At 75.4% G+C, this 15,658-nt stretch carries 17 protein-coding genes; 4 read left to right on the forward strand and 13 right to left on the reverse strand.

All coding sequences use genetic code 11. The annotated features are described in order from the left end of the window. Positions 1–10: 10 nt before the first annotated feature. From CRP51_RS07455 to CRP51_RS07475, 5 genes are all read right to left on the reverse strand, one after another. Positions 11–880 carry an aldo/keto reductase gene (locus CRP51_RS07455; protein WP_097230213.1) on the reverse strand — a complete coding sequence of 290 codons (870 nt, stop codon included), beginning with the start codon at positions 878–880 and terminating at the stop codon, positions 11–13. 184 nt (positions 881–1,064) lie between these two features. After that, positions 1,065–3,239 (reverse strand): GMC family oxidoreductase, encoded by a 2,175-nt coding sequence (locus tag CRP51_RS07460; RefSeq protein ID WP_097230214.1) that lies wholly within the window; start codon positions 3,237–3,239, stop codon positions 1,065–1,067. A 256-nt stretch (positions 3,240–3,495) separates the two neighbouring features. Continuing rightward, positions 3,496–3,834, reverse strand: coding sequence for a YnfA family protein (locus tag CRP51_RS07465; RefSeq protein WP_097230215.1), 339 nt, complete (start codon positions 3,832–3,834; stop codon positions 3,496–3,498). A gap of 55 nt (positions 3,835–3,889) precedes the next feature. Continuing rightward, on the reverse strand, positions 3,890–4,717 hold the full coding sequence (locus tag CRP51_RS07470) for a MerR family transcriptional regulator (protein WP_097230216.1): 828 nt from the start codon (positions 4,715–4,717) through the stop codon (positions 3,890–3,892). A 129-nt stretch (positions 4,718–4,846) separates the two neighbouring features. Beyond that, positions 4,847–5,794 (reverse strand): LLM class flavin-dependent oxidoreductase, encoded by a 948-nt coding sequence (locus CRP51_RS07475; protein ID WP_099459293.1) that lies wholly within the window; start codon positions 5,792–5,794, stop codon positions 4,847–4,849. Between the two features lie 237 nt (positions 5,795–6,031). On the opposite strand from CRP51_RS07475, the gene CRP51_RS07480 reads away from it, so the two are divergent. Then, positions 6,032–6,589, forward strand: coding sequence for a GNAT family N-acetyltransferase (locus CRP51_RS07480; RefSeq protein WP_097230218.1), 558 nt, complete (start codon positions 6,032–6,034; stop codon positions 6,587–6,589). A 73-nt stretch (positions 6,590–6,662) separates the two neighbouring features. Here the strand turns inward: CRP51_RS07480 and CRP51_RS07485 are convergent, their stop codons facing one another. The 5 genes from CRP51_RS07485 to CRP51_RS07505 all read right to left on the reverse strand — a co-directional run bounded on the left by CRP51_RS07485 (position 6,663) and on the right by CRP51_RS07505 (position 10,784). Further along, complete coding sequence (locus CRP51_RS07485) at positions 6,663–7,205, reverse strand: snapalysin family zinc-dependent metalloprotease (protein WP_141514561.1); 543 nt, start codon at positions 7,203–7,205, stop codon at positions 6,663–6,665. Positions 7,206–7,322: 117 nt separating this feature from the next. Beyond that, positions 7,323–7,991, reverse strand: a complete 669-nt coding sequence (locus tag CRP51_RS07490) for a DJ-1/PfpI family protein (protein WP_097230219.1) — start codon at positions 7,989–7,991, stop codon at positions 7,323–7,325. 150 nt (positions 7,992–8,141) lie between these two features. Further along, the gene (mgrA, locus tag CRP51_RS07495) at positions 8,142–9,131 is read right to left on the reverse strand and encodes an L-glyceraldehyde 3-phosphate reductase (protein WP_097230220.1); all 990 of its coding nucleotides are present in this window, start codon (positions 9,129–9,131) and stop codon (positions 8,142–8,144) included. A 268-nt stretch (positions 9,132–9,399) separates the two neighbouring features. Continuing rightward, entirely contained in the window at positions 9,400–10,044 is a 645-nt protein-coding gene (locus CRP51_RS07500; RefSeq protein WP_097230221.1) for a LysE family translocator, read from the reverse strand. Next, positions 10,041–10,784, reverse strand: coding sequence for a metallophosphoesterase (locus CRP51_RS07505; RefSeq protein WP_097230222.1), 744 nt, complete (start codon positions 10,782–10,784; stop codon positions 10,041–10,043). Before CRP51_RS07505 ends, CRP51_RS07500 begins: the two co-directional genes overlap by 4 nt. Before the next feature lie 206 nt (positions 10,785–10,990). Between CRP51_RS07505 and CRP51_RS07510 the strand changes: the two genes are divergently transcribed. Further along, the gene (locus CRP51_RS07510; protein WP_097230223.1) at positions 10,991–11,614 is read left to right on the forward strand and encodes a CGNR zinc finger domain-containing protein; all 624 of its coding nucleotides are present in this window, start codon (positions 10,991–10,993) and stop codon (positions 11,612–11,614) included. A gap of 193 nt (positions 11,615–11,807) precedes the next feature. Continuing rightward, positions 11,808–13,283, forward strand: coding sequence for a dihydrolipoyl dehydrogenase family protein (locus CRP51_RS07515; RefSeq protein ID WP_097230224.1), 1,476 nt, complete (start codon positions 11,808–11,810; stop codon positions 13,281–13,283). A gap of 163 nt (positions 13,284–13,446) precedes the next feature. On the opposite strand, the gene CRP51_RS07520 is transcribed toward CRP51_RS07515, so the two are convergent. Then, entirely contained in the window at positions 13,447–13,860 is a 414-nt protein-coding gene (locus CRP51_RS07520; protein WP_097230225.1) for a hypothetical protein, read from the reverse strand. Between the two features lie 369 nt (positions 13,861–14,229). Between CRP51_RS07520 and CRP51_RS07525 the strand changes: the two genes are divergently transcribed. Continuing rightward, complete coding sequence (locus tag CRP51_RS07525; protein WP_097230226.1) at positions 14,230–14,607, forward strand: RNA-binding S4 domain-containing protein; 378 nt, start codon at positions 14,230–14,232, stop codon at positions 14,605–14,607. Between the two features lie 37 nt (positions 14,608–14,644). Here CRP51_RS07525 and CRP51_RS07530 read toward each other — a convergent pair whose 3' ends face one another. Then, the gene (locus CRP51_RS07530; protein ID WP_097230227.1) at positions 14,645–14,932 is read right to left on the reverse strand and encodes a GNAT family N-acetyltransferase; all 288 of its coding nucleotides are present in this window, start codon (positions 14,930–14,932) and stop codon (positions 14,645–14,647) included. A gap of 56 nt (positions 14,933–14,988) precedes the next feature. After that, complete coding sequence (locus tag CRP51_RS07535; RefSeq protein ID WP_097230228.1) at positions 14,989–15,624, reverse strand: MarR family winged helix-turn-helix transcriptional regulator; 636 nt, start codon at positions 15,622–15,624, stop codon at positions 14,989–14,991. Between the last annotated feature and the right edge of the window lie 34 nt (positions 15,625–15,658).

The raw sequence follows: 15,658 nt of genomic DNA on the forward strand, positions 1-15,658 counted from the left end.
GCCGGCGGACTCAGACAGCCGCGGCCAGCGCCTCGAACTGCGCGTCGGTCAGCTCCACTTCGGCGGCGGCCGCGTTGTCCTCCAGATGGGCCACGCGGGAGGTGCCGGGGATCGGCAGCACCACGGGTGAGCGGCGCAGCAGCCAGGCCAGCGCCAGCTGGGACGGCGAGGCGTGCTGCTCGGCCGCCACCCTGGCCAGCGGCCCGTCGCCCTGGGCCAATGCTCCGGTGGCCAGGGGAAACCACGGGATGAAGCCGAGCCCGTTGCCCTCCGCGTACTCCAACACGTCCTCGGCGGCGCGGTCGGCGAGGTTGTAGCGGTTCTGCACGGAGACCACCGTGGCGTGCCGGGACGCCTCCTCGATCTCGGCGACGCTCACCTCGCTGAGCCCGATGTGCCGGATCTTGCCCTCCGCCTGGAGCGCGGCGAGCGTGCCGAGCTGGTCGGCGAGCGGCACCTTCGGGTCGATGCGGTGCAGCTGGAGCAGGTCGATCCGCTCCACGCCCAGGTGCCGCAGGCTCAGCTCGACCTGTTGCCGCAGATACTCCGGGCGCCCCACGGGCACCCACGCGTCGGGCCCGGTGCGGGTGAAACCCGCCTTGGTGGCGATCACCAGCTCCTCCGGGTAGGGGTGCAGGGCGCGGCGCAGCAGCAGGTCGGCCGTGAAGGGGCCGTAGGCGTCGGCCGTGTCGATCAGCGTGACGCCCAGCTCGACCGCGCGCCGCAGCACCCGCACCGCCTCCTCCGGGTCGGCCGGATCGCCCCAGACGCCGGGCCCGGTGAGCTGCATCGTTCCGTAGCCGAGCCGGTGCACGGGCAGGTCGCCGCCCAGCGGGTACGTCCCCGAGCGGGAGACCGGGGCGCCGTCGGTTGTGGTCATGCGGTCCTCCGTGAGCAGTTCCGTTCTGACGGTCCGCCCCCTCCGGGGCGTCTCCGTCACGTCCCGGGGGGGAACAGCCCGGCGTCAACGGTAGACCCCCGCCGGCTCGGCCCGGCCGAGCGCGGGCAGCGCGTCACCGAGGAGAACCGGTTCCTCAGGGCCCGGGAGCGGACCCCGCGACGGCTCAGGCGAGCTCCTCCGCGGCCCGGCCGGCGACGCGGTAGGCGAGCGCGAGGATGGTCAGCACCGGGTTGACGCCGCCGTTGGTCACGTGGAGCGAGGCGTCGACCACCCGCACGTTGGCGTGCCCCCAGATCCTCCCCCACGGGTCGGTGACCGAGGAGGCCGGGTCGTCGCCCATCCGGCAGGTGCCCGCCTGGTGTTGGCCGGCGCTCGGGTGGGTCGACCGCACGGTGCCGAACGGGAAGACCGCCCGCGCGCCGCTGGCCCGCAGCCACTTCTCCGCCCGCTCCGCGAGCAGCCGCTTCCCGCCCAGGTCGGCGGGGTGCGGCCGCCCGCTGAGCCGGGCCACCGGCACCCCGAACGCGTCCTTCACCCCCGGCGCCAGCGTCACCCTGGACTCGGGGCTCGGCACCTCGTGCACCGGCCCGGTCACCATCGCCAGCCGCGGGTACAGCTCCCGCAGCCCGCGGATCGCGGCCGTGCCCCAGCTGGGGATCTGCCCCAGCGACAGCAGCGTCTGGTACGCCTGGAGCGGCGTCGGCACGAAGTCGTTGGCGAGCATCCCGCCGCCGACCACCCCGGGGTTGTGGTGGCGGAAGTCGTTGCAGGCGATGCTCGGGCCCGGCCCCACGCAGTCCTGGACCACCTCGTCGAAGAGGGCGTGCGCCCCGGCGTAGCCGTGGCCCTGGAGATGGCGGCCCACCTGGTCGTGGTTGTTGCCCAGGCCGTGCGGCTCGCGCGCGGACGGGCTGTTGAGCAACAGGCGCGCGGTCTCGATCGCGCCGGCGCCCAGCAGAAACGCGCGCGCCCGCACCTGGCGCCGTTCCACGCTCTCGGTCCCCTCGCGCGACGTCGCCAGGGCCACCGCGACCACCCGGCCACCGGAGTCGGTGACCAGGTGCTCGGCCCTGACCCCGGTCACCACGTCGCAGCGGCCGGTGGCCAGGGCGCGTGGGATGACGGTGTTCCTGGTGTCGTTCTTGAAGTCGCCGGGACAGCCGAAGCCGACGCAGGCCGCGCACCCCACGCAGCCGCCACGCCCGTTGTAGGCGGTGGAGTTGATCAGCAGCGGCACCGGCGAGGTGGTCAGCCCCAGCTCCTTCGCGCCGCGCGCCAGCGGCGCGGCGACCGCGTTGGGACGCACCGGCGGCATGGGGTAGGGCCGGGCGCGCGGGTCGGCGAAGGCGTTGCCGCGCGGGTCGCCGCTGACCCCGATCTCCCACTCGGCGCGCTCGTAGTGCGGCGCCAACTCCTCGTAGTCCAGGGGCCAGTCGGCGAGGCTGCTGCCGTCGGGGACGCCGTAGACGCTGGCCATCCGGAAGTCCTCGGGGCAGAACCGCCACGCCTGCGCGCCGTAGACGCGGGTGCCGCCGCCGAGGGTCATCGCGTTGTTGCCCCAGCGGTGGTCCTCGGGCCAGACCACCTCCTCGCCGTCCTGGCCGGCCGCCACCCTCGGGTTGCCCTCGGCGGGCGGACCGGCCGTCGCGTCGTAGTCGCCGTGGACGGCGACGCGGCGCTGGCTGCGGAGATGGTCGGCCCGGAGCCGGTCGGGGGTGAGCCAGGTGCCGCGTTCCACCAGCAGCACGCGGTGGCCCGCCTCGGCGAGCACGCAGGCGGCGACCCCGCCGCCCGCGCCCGAGCCGACGACCACGGCGTCGTAGTGGCCGGCCATCGCGTCCCAGTCGGTGACGGCGGGCGGCGCGGGATCGGGCGCGGGCCACTGGGCGCCTTCCGGCCGTTCGCGGTAGCCGACCAGCCGCCAGCTCACGCCGTCGCGGTTGCCGCCGTTGCCGGGATCGCCCCAGAAGCCCTGGGCGCCCAGCCTGACCACGGTGCGCAGGAACTCCTCGGGGTCGGTGACGCCCCACTCGGCCCGCGCGTCACCGGCCAGCAACTCCTCGATCAGCACGTCCTGTTCGCCCTCGGCCAGGTCGTGGAAGGAGACGCCGCAGCTGGGGCCGCCCGCGTGACGCGCGCAGGTCTCGTGGTCCAGCAGCCCGAGCCCGGTCTCGACCAGCGGTGCCAGGGCCGCCGCGTCCCCGGCGAGGATGCCGGGGAGGAAGGTGTCGAGCCCGGCCTCCCAGCCCGCCGGGTGGTCGTCGGCCGGGAACAGCCTGTTCACCAGGGCCCTGAGGGTGACCAACCGGTGCGGTGGGGTGGGTTGCCACGGCTCCATCGGTACTCCTTCGGTTCGACGCCGAACGGTGGGCGGGCCGTCGTCCCGGCGGCCACACGGCACCCCAGCACATCAAACCCCGGGCGTCCGGAGGACCACCATGGTCGACTTCCCACCGAAAGTGGCCCCGGGCTCGGTGGGGTCACGCCAACGGGGCGCGCGGCGCGGGCGGGAAGACCCGGACGGGCGGCGCCGGCGCCGGGCTCGGGGCGGGAGGCGCCGGCGGCAAGGCGGCCACCGCTCGCTGACCGGTCGTTCACTGGCCGCCGCGGGGCGCGTACATGATGACGGCCATGCCGACGAGGCAGACGGCCGCGCCGATCAGGTCGTAACGATCCGGTCGGTAACCGTCGGCGACCATGCCCCAGGCGATCGAACCGGCGACGAAGATGCCACCGTAAGCCGCGAGAATGCGTCCGAAGTTGTCGTCCGACTGAAAGGTGGCGACCACGCCGTAGAGCCCCAGGGCGATCACCCCGGCGCCGACCCATGCCCAGCCCCTGTGCTCGCGCACCCCCTGCCAGACGAGCCAGGCACCGCCGATCTCGAAGAGCGCGGCGACGACGAAGAGGGCGACGGAACGGGTGACCAGCATGGTGCTTCCTTGCGGCGGCGTCGGGTGGGACGGGTGGGACGGTGGTCGGAGCGGCTCACGGTGCCGGCCGGGATTCGGCGGGGCCGAAGAGCCCGTCGAGCAGCTCGGCCGCCTCGGCCGGGGCGCGCACCTCAAGGCACACCCCGGCTTCCTCGAAGCTCAGCCGGAAGTCGAAGAACGGGCAGCAGCGCCGCTCGGCCGCCGCGAGTGCGGCGAGCGCGCCGGCGCGCGCGGCGGGCACGGTGAGCCGCACGCCGTCGGGAAGCGGCGCGCGGGCGGCGCCGTCCAGCAGCGCGCGCCAGTCGGCGGCGCGCGCGGCCGCCTCGGCGCCGCCGCCGAGCGCGCAGGCGAACGGCGGGCGGTCGGCCGTCGCTCCGGTATCGGCCGGCCCGGCGTGAGGGGCCCCGGTGGCAGCAGAGGAGGAGGCGACCGCCCCGGCGGGGGACTCCTCGGGCGAAGCGGCTTCTGCGCCGCCGGGGCGCGCGAGAAAACCGCAGCGCGGATCGCAGCGGCCGGCGCGGTCCGGCAGCGCGTCCAGCCGCGCCAGCGCGTCACGCGCGGCGTCGGCGAACGCGGCCAGCTCCGCGACCCGACGCTCCGCGGCCGCCAGGCGCGCCTCCACGCGCGGGCGCAGGTCGGCCTTGACCGCGCGGCAGTCCGCCGCCTCCCAGACGGTCAGCAGCTCCGCGATCTCCTCCAGCGGCAGCCCGAGGTGCTTGGCGGCACGGATGAACGCCAGCCGGTCGACGGCCTCCCGGCCGTAGACCCGGTACCCGCCGGGCGTCCGCCCGGCGGGCAGCAGCCCCGCCGACTCGTAGTACCGAAGGGTGGTCGCCGGAACGCCCGTGCGCGTCGCGAGCTGGGAGATCCGCATGGTGTCCATGGCACGACGCTAGACCTTCGATCCGGCTCGAAGGTCAAGCGCCCGGAGAAGGGTGGGGCGCACCGCGGGGGCGGGGTGCACCGGGGAGGCGGGGGCTCCTGGGGGCGGGGGGGCTCGCCGGGGCGGGGCTCAGTTCAGCCGGCCCAGCGACTCCAGCGCGGCCAGCGGGTCGGGGCCCGCCGGGATCATCACCAGCCGGTCGGCGCCCGCCTCGTGCAGGACCCGCACCCGTTCCCTGCCGTGCTCGGGCGTGCCGGAGACGGACAGGTGGTCGACCCAGTCGTCGGGCAGGGCGCGGGCGAACTCCTCGGCGGAGCCGCATCGGCGGCGCAGCGCCGCGATGCCGTCGGCGAACGGCAGCGGGGCGAGGTGCGGGGCCCAGTCCGGCTGACCGACCAGCTTCAGCCCGTCCCTGGCGTGGTCGCGGGCGACGGCGGGGTCCTCGTCGACGGCGGCGACCGTGTAGGCGATCAGCGGATGGTCGCCCTCGGCGGCGATCCGCTCCCTGGCCGCCGCCAGATACTCGACGCTCACCGGCTCGGCGAGCAGGGTGCCGTCGGCCTCCCGCCCGGAGAGCGCCAGCGACCTGGGGCCCCGCACGCCGCCGAGTACCAGCGGGGGCCGCGCGGGCGGGGCCGCCAACCGGACGCCGTCCAGCCGCACATGACGCCCCGAGACGGTGACCCGCTCCCCCGCCAACAGGGCGCGCAGCGCCGCCAGATACTCACCGAGCAGGGTCAGCGGGCTCGCCGGCCAGGCGCCGACCTGCCGCATCCAGTCGGGCATCCCGTGCCCGACGGAGACGACCAGCCGGCCGGGGTGGAAGCCGGCCAGGGTCGCCACCTCCATGGCGGCGAACGCGGGGTTGCGCGCCCCGGCGGGCAGCAGGCCGATCCCGACGGTGATGCGTTCGGTCGAGGCGAGCACGGTGGCCGCCTGGGCGATGCCGCCGTTCAGAAAGCAGTCCTCGACGATCCAGAGCGAGTCAAAGCCAAGCCGTTCCGCTCGCTGGGCGAACGTGACGAGCGTCGAACGGTCCAGAAAGCCGGGCGCCAGCACTCCTACGGGACAACTCACGGCGGACTCCTCCACATCGGTCGGCAACTCCTCCGGTGACAACGACGGGGGCGGGCGTGAGTTCCCATCCGTGCGCCGCCCGGACCGGCACGTGCCGCCGGGAAGTCGAGGAGCCGAGGAGCCGAGGAGCCGAGGAGCCGAGGAGCCGAGGAGCCGAGGAGCCGAGGAGCCGAGGAGCCGAGGAGCCGAGGGGATAACGAGTGGCGGGCGCGAACCGGCGCCGGTGAGGATGCCCGGATGCGGACCTTTCTGGAGACCGACCGGCTCAGGCTTCATCCCCTCACCGAGGAGGACGCGGCGGCGCTGCTGGCACTGGACGGCGATCCCGAGGTGATGCGCTATCTCACGGGCCGGCCGACCAGCCCGGAGACGCTGCGCACGCACGTCCTGCCGAAGATGCTCCGCCACTACGACTGCTGGGACGAACGCGGCTTCTGGGCGGCGCGGGCGCGGGGTTCCGGCGACTTCCTCGGCTGGTTCGAACTGGCGCCGGTGGAGGAGGACAGCGCCGACGAGGTGGAGCTGGGCTACCGGCTGGCGGTGTCGGCGTGGGGGCGCGGGCTCGCGACGGAGGGCGCTTCGGCCCTGGTGGAGAAGGGCTTCGGCGAGCTGGGGGTGACGCGGGTGACCGCCCACACGATGGTGGTCAACGCGCGTTCGCGCCGCGTGCTGGAGCGGGTGGGGCTGCGCCCGGTGCGCTACTACACCGAGGAGTGGGACGAGCCGCTCCCGGGCGCGGAGCACGGCGAGGTGGAGTACGCGTTGACGCGCGCGGAATGGCGCGCACGCCGGTGAGCGCCCAGGGCCGGCGCCCCTGTGGGGTGGGGCGCCGGCCGGCCGGGACGCTCGGTCCTGCAGAGCGGGACGCTCAGTCCCGGTGGAGAACGAGCTGCGCCGGAACGTCGGACGCGCCGCCGAAGGCGCTCTCGACGTCCGCCGTCTCCTCCGCGTTCGGGTAGGGGTTGGTGCAGTCGGGGCCGGCGGAGGCCCCGGACATCAGGCTGCTGCACGGGCCGGGCTTGACGTCGGGCAGGCCGAGGATGTGGCCCAGCTCGTGCGCCGCGATCCGGGTCGTGTCGTGGCCCTCGTCGACGGCCTGGCGGCCCATCCAGATGGTGCCGTTGCCCAGGCTGGTGACCAACGCGCGGGGCCAGCCGTCGTCCGCGACGATCTCGACGTTGGCGGACTGGCCGGGGTCGGCGGGCTCAAGCCGTACGTTGACGACGGTCTCGTTCCAGACCGCGGCGCCGGCGTGGACCGCGTCCACGAACTCCTCGGCGCCGCTGGCGTCGTAGGTGACCGTGGTCGCGGCAGCCGAGTGGTCGTCGGCGACCGCCTGGCCCGAGGTCCAGAGCAGTGCCACGCTCGCCAGCAGGGTGACCAGCACCCGGGTGGCCTTGTTCAGGGTCACGTCAGCCTCCTGTGGGGGGACAACGGGGAGAGGTGTGCATGACAAGCCTGACCCTGCCCAGCATGACGCGGAACGAACCCGCCTTTTCCGGCTCTTGACCGACCGGAACCCCGGCCCTCACCCCCGGTCCGCGCCGTCACCCCCGGTCCGCGCGTCACCGCGCCGGCGTCGCCGCTCCGCCGCGTAGGCGCGCACCTCAGGCCCGGCCTTGCTCGGGGAACCGGAGTCGAACGGCGGCCGCGGGTCGTACTCGATGGCGAGCTGGGCCGCCCGGGCGGGGACCGGGCCGGCCAGTCGCTCGGCCAGGGTGAGCGCCATGTCGATGCCGGAGGAGACGCCGGCGGCCGTCACCACGTCACCCCTGACGACCACCCGCTCCTCGGTGTAACGGGCACCGTGGGCCTCCAGGTCGGCGATGGCCGCCCAGTGGGTGGTGGCATCCAGGCCGCGCAGCAGCCCGGCCGCGCCCAGGATCAGCGAACCGGTGCAGACCGAGGTCGTCCAACGCGCCCCGGCGTGCATCCGCCCGACCCACTCCAGCAGCGCCGCGTCCCGCTGCGCCGGCCTGGCGCCCGGCCCGCCCGGGACGACCAGCACGTCCGTGCCGTCGAAGTCACCGAAGGTCGAGTCGGCCCGCAGCCCCAGGGACCCGGCGCCGTCGAGCACCACGCCCGGCTCCGCGGCGGGGAAGTGGACCTCGGCGTCGGGCAGTTGGCGCAGCACCTCGTAGGGGCCGACGGCGTCCAGGGCGGTGACGCCGGGGAACAGGGGGATCAGGATGCGCATCGCGTGTACACGACCTCTCGTCCTCGCGGCCGCCGACCTTTTCGCTCCGCCCCGCCGCCCCTCCGCCTGGGCGCACGGCCCGGCGGAGGGAGGGAGCGACCGGCCCGTCGCGGGAGGCCGGCCGCGCCGCTCGGCGGGTGGAGGACCGGGTCAGCTCAGCCGTGCCTCGATCTCGTCCAGTTCGGCGTCGGTGAAGTCCAGGTTGTGGACGGCGGCGACGTTGTCCTCCAACTGCTTGACGCTGCTGGCGCCGACCAGGGCCGAGGTGACCCGGCCGCGGCGCAGCACCCAGGCGATGGCCGTCTGGGCGAGGGTCTGGCCGCGCCGCTCCGCGAGGGCGTGCAGGCCGCGCACCCGGTCCAGGGTGTCGCCCGTGAGCCCCTCCGGGGTGAGGAACGGACTGGCACTGGCCGCCCTGGACCCCTCCGGGATGCCGTCGAGGTAGCGGTCGGTCAGCAGCCCCTGCGCCAGCGGCGAGAAGGCGATGGAACCGGCGCCCAGCTCGTCCAGCGCGTCGAGCAGGCCGTCCTCGACCCAGCGGTTGAACATCGAGTAGGAGGGCTGGTGGATCAGCAGCGGGGTGCCCAGCTCGCCGAGGATGCGGGCGGCCTCGCGGGTCTGCTCGGGCGAGTAGTTGGACACGCCGACGTAGAGGGCCTTGCCCTGACGCACCGCCGAGTCCAGCGCCCCCATGGTCTCCTCCAGGGGGGTCTCCGGGTCGGGACGGTGGGAGTAGAAGATGTCCACGTAGTCGAGGCCGAGCCGGCCGAGGCTCTGGTCGAGGCTGGAGAGCAGGTTCTTCCGGGAGCCCCACTCGCCGTAGGGGCCGTCCCACATGTGGTAGCCGGCCTTGCTGGAGACGATGATCTCGTCCCGGTAGGGGCGCAGGTCCCTGGCGAGGATCCGCCCGAAGTTCTCCTCGGCCGAACCGGGCGGCGGACCGTAGTTGTTGGCCAGGTCGAAGTGGGTCACCCCGAGGTCGAACGCACGACGGACGATGGCGGTCTGCACGTCGAACGGCTTCTCCGCGCCGAAGTTGTGCCAGAGGCCCAGGGAGACGGCCGGCAGCTTCAGGCCACTGCGGCCGGAGCGGCGGTAGGCCATGTCCCGGTAGCGGGTGTCGGCGGCGACATAGGTCACGGTGTGTCCTCGGTTCGAATCGTCCGAATCGTGCGCGGGATCCGGCTCTGGGCGAGCCGCCGAGTATCGTCACACGGGGTCGCGGGAGAGGCAACCGACGTCCGGCCGCCGAGACCTTCCGACCACGCCGGTGACCTGCGCCTTCCCCGCCGCCCTGGGGTCCTCCTCCCCGACTGTCCCCGGCCGCCGGGGAGTTCGGCGCCCGCCGCGGGCGCCGGGGCCGCTTCCACTGTGCAGTTGTCGAGGACGGCCGCGTCGTCCCGCCCGGTCAGAGCGACGCGACCGCGCCTATGCCGAGTGCCAGGAGCGCCAGGGCGCTGACCCTCCCGATCGCGGCGCGCGCCCGTGGCCGGGTCAGCACCGTGCCGGGGCGGGTGAGCAGCGCCGTCCAGAGCGCCAACCAGCCGCCGACCAGCGCCGCGTGCACCGTGGCGAGCAGGAGCAGCTGTCCGGCCAGAGGACGCGCGGGGTCGAGGAACTGGGGCGCGAGGGTCAGATAGACGGCCGCGGCCTTGGGGTTGAGCACCGTGCCGAGGAGCGACTGGAGCCAGGGCGAGGTCCCGAACCGGCGGCTCGGACTCGGCGCCGCCCCGGCCTTTGGCACGCCCGACGCGCACGTGCGGGGCACGGCGCGGCGCCAGGTCCATCCGGCCAGCGCGATCAGATAGGCGGCGCCCAGCAGCCGGACGATCGTGAAGGCCGTCTCGGAGCCGACGAGCAGGGCGGAGAGCCCGGCCATGGCCATCGCCGCGTGGGCGTAGAGACCGCTCGCGGTACCGAGGATCACCGGCAGCGCGCGCCGCCGGCCGGCCTCCGCGACATGGCGGGTGAGCAGCGCCAGGCTGGCGCCCGGGGTGGCGACCAGGGGCAGCACCGCGAGCGCGAAGCCTCCGGCCGCCGCCGGGGGCGTCACCCCACCACCCGGAAATGCGTGGTCAACCGGTGCTCGCCGTCCAGGAGATGGAAGGCCACCCCGGGCGGGGCCCCGCGGTCGGCGACCGAGGGCCCCTCCCACGGCATCCGCAACGTCCAGGTGACGGCGGGGGCCACGACCACCGGCACGCCCGCGAAGGACGAGGCGGCCGGGGTGTGCGCGTGACCGGTGAGCAGCCCCGCCACCTGGGGGTGGTCGGCCAGCAGCTCGACCAGCCGCTGACCGGCCTCCAGCCGCGAGGAGTCGGGCAGCGCGTGCCCCAGCGCGACCGGCGGCTGATGGAACGCCAGCAACGCGGGCACCTCTTCGCCCAGGCCGCCGAGGGTGGTGGCGATCCAGTCCAGCGTCTCGTCGTCGAGCCGGCCTTCGTCCCGGCCGGGGATGGTCGCGTCGCACATCAGCACCACCGCGCTCCCCACGCGGTACGAGCGGTTGACCGGGCCGGGCGCGGGCGGCTCGCCCAGCAGGAACCGCTGGTACGCCGCGCGGTCGTCGTGGTTCCCCGGGCAACAGAGCACGGGGAAGGGGGCCTTCAGCAGCGCGGCCGCCTCCACGTACTCCGACTCGGCCCCGTGGTCGGCGATGTCGCCCGTGACCAGCAGCGCGTCCGGGGCGCGGGGAAGCGACCTCAGATGCTCCATGACCCTGGCGGTCCGCTCGGTGGCGCGCTCGCCGCCGTCCAGGTGCAAGTCGCTGAGCTGCGCCAGCAGAAGAGCCATGACCCACGTCCTCTCTCGACTCCCTCACGGTAAATCCATGCTTTACCGTGAGAACAATCTAGACTAGGATCGTCACCGAGCGCAACCACCCGCCTCCCGAGGATCACCGAACGTCAGCGATACGGGAGTCCGGGCGGACGCGCCACACCCGAACGAGGGAAGCTCGCACGGGAGTCGACGAGCGAGGCGAAGGAGGGACGGCGACGATGCGGCGCTTTCTGGCGGTCGAGTTCGCCACCACGATCCGGCACGACGGACAGGGCGGGGTGGCCGACGAGTTGTCCGACCCCGACGCCCTCGCCCGCTGGCTCGACGAGCGTGCCGAGCTGTTCACCCCGCGCCTGGACGTCGCGGCGCTGCGCCTCGACGAGGAGCTGCTGGCCGAGGTGGTCGCCCTGCGTCAGGCGGTGCGGGCGCTCTTCGCGCGGGCCGTCCGCCCCGGCCCGCCCAGCCCCGCCGACGCCCACCGGCTGCTGCCGCTGGAGGAGGCGATGGCCCGGCTCAACGACGCCGTCGCCCGCGAGCCGATAACGGTCCGTCTGGAGTGGCCGGAGGGGGAGCCGCCGAGCACCAGCCCGCAGCCCGGCACCGACGACGAGCGGACGAGGCTGGTGGCGGCGCTGGCCCGGTCCACGACCTCCTTCCTCACCGGCCCGTTCCGGGAGCGGCTGCGCGCCTGCACCGCCCCCCGGTGCGTGCGGTACTTCGTGCAGGGCCACGGCCGCCAGGAGTGGTGCAAGCCCGGCTGCGCCGACCGGGCGCGGGCCGCGCGCTACTACCGGCGCCAGCGCTCCGGGCGGGCGGCCCCCGACGCGGGGGCGGGCTCGTGACGCCCCGTCGGCCCGGCCGGGCGCGCGCCGGCGCGCGGTCAGCTGCCAGCCGGTCGGGGGGCCGGGGCGGGGAGCCCGGCGACGCCACGGCCCGGTGGCCCGACGACCGGCGGGTGCCGTCCTACGGTGAGTGGGTAGGCCCCCCTTCCCGAGGGGGCGCCCTCCCCCACCGAACGACAAGGAGCTGACCGCTATGACGGACCGCCCAGACGGCGCCGAGGGGTTCGGCCCCGACGCCGCCGACGTCGACACCTACGACGTGATCGTGATCGGCGGCGGCCCTCCCGGGGAGAACCTCGCGGAGCGCACGCGGGCCGCCGGGCTGCGCACGGTCGTCGTGGAGCGCGAGCTGCTGGGGGGCGAGTGCTCCTACTGGGCCTGTATGCCGAGCAAGGCGCTGCTCCGTCCGCCCGCCGCGCTCGCGGCGGCCAGGGCGGTGCCCGGCGCCAGAGCCGCCGTGCACGGCGGCCTGGACGTGGAGGAGGTGCTGGCCCACCGCGACGCGTTCGCCAGCGGCTGGCAGGACGACTCGCAGGTGGAGTGGCTGCGCTCGGTCGATGTCGAACTGGTCCGTGGCCAGGGCCGGTTGGCGGGTCCCAGGTCCGTGGTGGTGACCACGCCCGAGGGCGGCGAGCTGCGGCTGGCCGCCCGGCACGCGGTGGCGCTGTGCACGGGCTCCCGCGCCACGCTTCCCGACCTGCCGGGCATGGCCGAGGCCAGGCCCTGGAGCAGCAGGGAGGCCACGTCGGCACGGCACGTCCCCGAGCGGCTGGCCGTCGTCGGCGGGGGCGTGGTCGGGGTCGAGATGGCGGCGGCCTGGCGCGCCCTTGGTTCCCGCGTCACGCTGCTGGCGCGCGGCGGGAGCCTGCTGCCGCGGTGGGAGCCGTTCGTCGGGGAGCTGGTCGCCGAGGGACTGGCCGGCGCCGGGGTGGAGGTCCGCACCGGCGCCTCGGTCTCCGGGCTGCGCCGGCCGGAGGAGTCGGGGCCGGTGGTGGTGGAGGTCTCCGGCGGGAACGCGGTGATCGCCGACGAGGTGCTCTTCGCGACCGGCCGCCGCCCCGGCACGGAGAACCTGGGCCTGGAGACCGTCGGACTCACACCGGGCGACTGGCTGTCGACGGACGACAGCCTCCAGGTGGAGGGGGTCCCCGGCGGCTGGCTCTACGGCGCGGGCGACGTCACGCACCGCGCGATGCTCACCCACCAGGGGAAGTACCAGGCCCGGATCGCCGCCGAGGCGATCGTGGCCAGGGCACGCGACCAGCGGCTGGACGACGCGCCCTGGGGCCGGCACGCCGCCACCGCCGACCGGCGGGCGGTGCCGCAGGTGGTGTTCACCGACCCCGAGGCCGCCTCGGTCGGCCTGACGCTGGAGGACGCGCGGCAGGCGGGGCTGCGGGTCAGGGCCGTCGACTACGACCTGGGCTCGGTCGCGGGCGCCGCTCTCCACGCCGAGGGGTACCGGGGGCGGGCCAGAGCGGTGGTCGACCTGGACCGGGAGGTGCTGGTCGGGGCGACGTTCGTCGGCTCGGGCGTCGGCGAGCTGCTCCACTCGGCGACCATCGCGGTGGCCGGCGAGGTCCCGATCGCCCGGCTGTGGCACGCGGTCCCCTCGTTCCCGACGATGAGCGAGGTCTGGCTGCGACTGTTGGAGACCTATCGGGGGTGAGCGGACGCCGGCCGCCTTCCTCGCGGCCCCGCCCCGGCCGCCCCGGCCGCCCCGGCCGCCCCGGCCGGCCCCCGGCCAGGCGGCGTCCCGGCGGGCCCCCGGGGACCGCCGACGACCCCGCCCCGCGAGGCCGTCGCCCCAGGCGCACCAGGGCCCCGCGAGGTCACCGGCCCAGGGCGGAGCGGCACACGGCGTTCATCGTGGGGTCCGGGAAGTCGCAGACGGATCCCGGGAGTTCGACGGCCGGTTCCGGCGCCGCCCCCACGGTCGGGGCGGGGCCGGGACCGGGTCCGGGCCCGGGGGCCGGCTCGGGGTCGGCGGGCGCCTCGGGGGTGGGCTCGGCGGTCTCGGGATCCGGGTCGGCCGGTCCCTCGGGCCCGGCGGCGGGGCTCGGTTCGCTCCTGGGAACGCCGTGGGCGGTCGCCATCGCGGAGGGCTCCGACACCGACGCCCTGTCCTCCTCCGCCGGCGCACCGCCCCCGGAGCATCCCGTGAGCAGCAGGGCGACGGCCGCCAGGCCGCCCGCGAGCCGGGCGGCACCTCCCGTGGTGCCCGGGACGGTCAGCGTGTTGTTCATCGGATGGGCGCTCCCTCCGCGTCGGGGTGCGCGCCGGCGAGTGACCGGCGCACGCTGTTCAACGCGGCAGGCGCGCCGAGCTCTCGCAGGCTCACCCCTTTGCAGCAGCATTCCGTCAAGCCGGCTCCTTCCGGCGTCCGAGCAGTCCCGCCGGCCGACCCGCGCCGGCCGTTCCGACAACCGTCCGCCGGCCGTTCCGACAATCGTCCGCCGGTTCGTTCCGACAACCGTCCGCCGGCCGACCCGTCAAGCGCCCGCCGGTGCGTTCCGACAACCGTCCGCCGCCCGTCGCTCCGCCCTTCGCGCCGGCGGGAGCGCCCTCTCGCCTCGCCGCCGCGAAGTCCCGCGTCAGGGCTTAGAGTCGGGAGCATGACCGGTGAGCAGGGAAGTGTGCGGGTGGACACCTGGATCTGGGCGGTGCGCCTGATCAAGACCCGGTCGATGGCCGCCTCGGCCTGCCGCGCCGGTCACGTCAAGGTCAACGGCGAACGGGTCAAGCCGGCGCAGGCGGTGAAGGTCGGCGACGAGGTGCGGGTCTGGCACGCCGGCCGGGAGCGGGTCGTGAAGGCCACCCGGCTGATCCGCAAGCGGGTCGGCGCCCCGACGGCCGCCGAGTGCCTGATCGACAACAGCCCTCCGCCCCCGCCCCGCGTCGAGGTGCCCGCCGTCCCGGTGCGCGACCGGGGCGCGGGCCGCCCCACGAAGCGCGAGCGCCGCGAGCTCGACCGCCTGCGCGGTCAGGGCTGAGGACGCCCCGGGCGCACGGGCCGAAGGCCGCCACCCGTCACGGGGTGGTCTCCTCCAGGTGCTGGTACTCCGGGTGCTTGGTCAGCCAGCCCGCGATGAACGGGCAACTGGCCACGACGCGCAGCCCGCGGCGTTCCGCGTCCTCCATCGCCGCCGTGGCCAGCGCGCCGCCGACGCCTCTGCCCTCGTAGCCGACGCGCACCTCGGTGTGCGGATAGACCACCCGCCCCTCCTCGCGCGCGTAGTCGGCGTAGCCCGCGAACTCGCCGTCCATCCACGCCTCGAACCGGCCGAGCTGGCTGTTGTCTCGCACCTCTGTGCTCATGTTCTTCATCGTGCCCCGCCTCGGGGCACGTCGCACCATCGCCGGTGCCGAACGGCTCACCCCCGGCCCTCGCCGGTCCCGACGGACTCGTCGGCCCCCGCGGCGGACTCGACAGCCCGCGCGCCCTCCGCCCCCGCGGCGGACTCGACAGCCCGCGCGCCCTCCGCACCCGCCGCGGCCCGCGCGCCCGCCGCCTCGCCCCCGGGCTCGACGGGCCCGACCGCCAGGACGGCCTCGGCGACCCGCTCCCGGTAGGGGCGGCGCTCCAGCGCCCGTTCCAACTCGGTGAGCAGCCGGGACAGCGGCACGCTCAGTTCGGCGTCGAGGTCGGCCATCGCCGCCTCGGCCACCTCCCACTCGGTGTCGAGCACCGGCAGCAGCTCCCGGCCGCGCTCGGTGAGGCGCACCACGCGCTGTCGGGCGTCCCGCCCGACGCTCAGCTCGACCAGGCCCCGCCGGGTGAGCTGCGCCACGGTCTGGCTCGCGGCGGAGTGGGTCACCCGCATCGCCTCGGCCAACTCACCGATGGTGCTGGGCCCGTGGGCGACCAGCGCCCTGATCACGGGACTGTACCGGGGGCGGTAGTCGTCGAGCCCGAGCCGGGGATAGACCGAGGCCAGGTCGGCCTCCAGCAGGTCGAGCAGGTGGCGCAGCCGGGTGCCGATGCCGGTGAGGGGGCGCTGGGTGGACATGCCCAGCAAGATAACCGAGCGACGCGCTTCCGAA

It is taken from the genome of Streptomyces zhaozhouensis (assembly GCF_900230195.1).
Lineage (GTDB): Bacteria > Actinomycetota > Actinomycetes > Streptomycetales > Streptomycetaceae > Streptomyces > Streptomyces zhaozhouensis.